This window comes from Vibrio sp. SG41-7, from assembly GCF_014164465.1.
GTDB lineage: Bacteria > Pseudomonadota > Gammaproteobacteria > Enterobacterales > Vibrionaceae > Vibrio > Vibrio splendidus.
The window spans coordinates 1-271 of sequence record NZ_JACJFF010000413.1 but is presented as its reverse complement, the minus strand read 5'-3'; the positions used below and the strand labels follow the sequence as shown (position 1 = coordinate 271).

The 271-nt window shown below is 52.4% G+C and carries 1 tRNA gene and 1 rRNA gene; both read right to left on the bottom strand.

The annotated features are described in order from the left end of the window. Positions 1–7: 7 nt before the first annotated feature. Positions 8–84, bottom strand: a tRNA-Asp gene (locus H5300_RS27405). Between the two features lie 67 nt (positions 85–151). Next, positions 152–267 (bottom strand): 5S ribosomal RNA (rrf, locus tag H5300_RS27400). Between the last annotated feature and the right edge of the window lie 4 nt (positions 268–271).

Here is a 271-nt window from a genome sequence, read left to right as displayed (position 1 = left end):
TAATAAGTGGCGGAGTGGACGGGACTCGAACCCGCGACCCCCGGCGTGACAGGCCGGTATTCTAACCAACTGAACTACCACTCCGCAGTGGTCAACTCACTAAGTGAGCGTCCATATCTCCAGGTTGGTCAACCTAAAGATTTAATTTAAAGCCTGGCGATGTCCTACTCTCACATGGGGAAGCCCCACACTACCATCGGCGCTATTGTGTTTCACTTCTGAGTTCGGCATGGAATCAGGTGGGTCCACAATGCTATGGTCGCCAAGCAAA